Raw genomic sequence first — 1,006 nt, forward strand, 5'->3', positions numbered from 1 at the left:
ATGGATAGCCTGGACCTCGAAGTGCTGCAGCGGGCCCGGCGCTGGCTGAGCGAAGGCCGGCGGGTATTGCTGGCCACGGTGGTGCGCACCTGGGGTTCCTCGCCGCGCCCGCCCGGCGCGCTGCTGGCGCTGCGCGAGGATGGCCGCGCCGTCGGCTCGGTGTCCGGCGGCTGCATCGAAGACGACCTGATGCACCGGCTGCGCGGCGAAGGCATGCCGGCGCGCCCCCAATTGGTGAGCTACGGCGTGGGCGCCGAAGAAGCCCGCCGCTTCGGCTTGCCCTGCGGCGGCACCATGGAACTGGTGCTGGAGCCGCTGGCCGGGCCGGCGGTGCTGGACGAACTCCTCGCCCGCCTCGCCGCCGGCGAACTCACCGAACGCCGGCTGGACATGGCCAGCGGCCAGGCCGCGCTCGCCCCCGCCCACCCCGAACAAGGCCTGGACTACGACGGCGCCAGCCTCACCAGCGTCTTCGGCCCGCGCTACCGGCTGCTGCTGATCGGCGCCGGCCAGCTCTCCGCCAGCCTCGCCCGCATCGCCCAGGACCTCGACTTCGCCGTCACCATTTGCGACCCGCGCGAAGAATGGGCCGAAGAGTGGAGCGTGCCCGACACCACCCTCACCCGCGAGATGCCGGACGACGTCGTCACCGCCCTGCGCCCGGACGCCCGCACCGCCGTCATCGCCCTGACCCACGACCCCAAGCTGGACGACCTTGCGCTGATGGAAGCCCTGCGCTCGCCGGCCTTCTACGTCGCCGCGCTGGGCTCGCGCCGCAACAACGCCGCCCGCCGCGAGCGGCTGCGCGAGTTCGACCTCAGCGAATCGCAAGTTGCCGCCCTGCGCGGCCCGGCGGGGCTCTACATCGGCAGCCGCACGCCGGGGGAGATCGCGGTGTCCATCGCCGCCGAGCTGGTGGCGGCGAAGAACGGGGTGACGCCGGAGCGGGTGCTGCCGGTGGCCGAGGCGAAGGCGGCGCTGGAGCTGGCGGCGGATACCTTGTCGG

1 protein-coding gene is annotated in these 1,006 nt (G+C 73.8%); it reads left to right on the plus strand.

All coding sequences use genetic code 11. From position 1 onward, the window contains the following. Positions 1-1,006, plus strand: a 1,006-nt coding sequence (locus GRF61_RS24175; RefSeq protein ID WP_169153160.1) for an XdhC family protein, incomplete at both ends; no start/stop codon positions are given.

Source organism: Azoarcus sp. TTM-91 (assembly GCF_012911025.1).
GTDB lineage: Bacteria > Pseudomonadota > Gammaproteobacteria > Burkholderiales > Rhodocyclaceae > Azoarcus.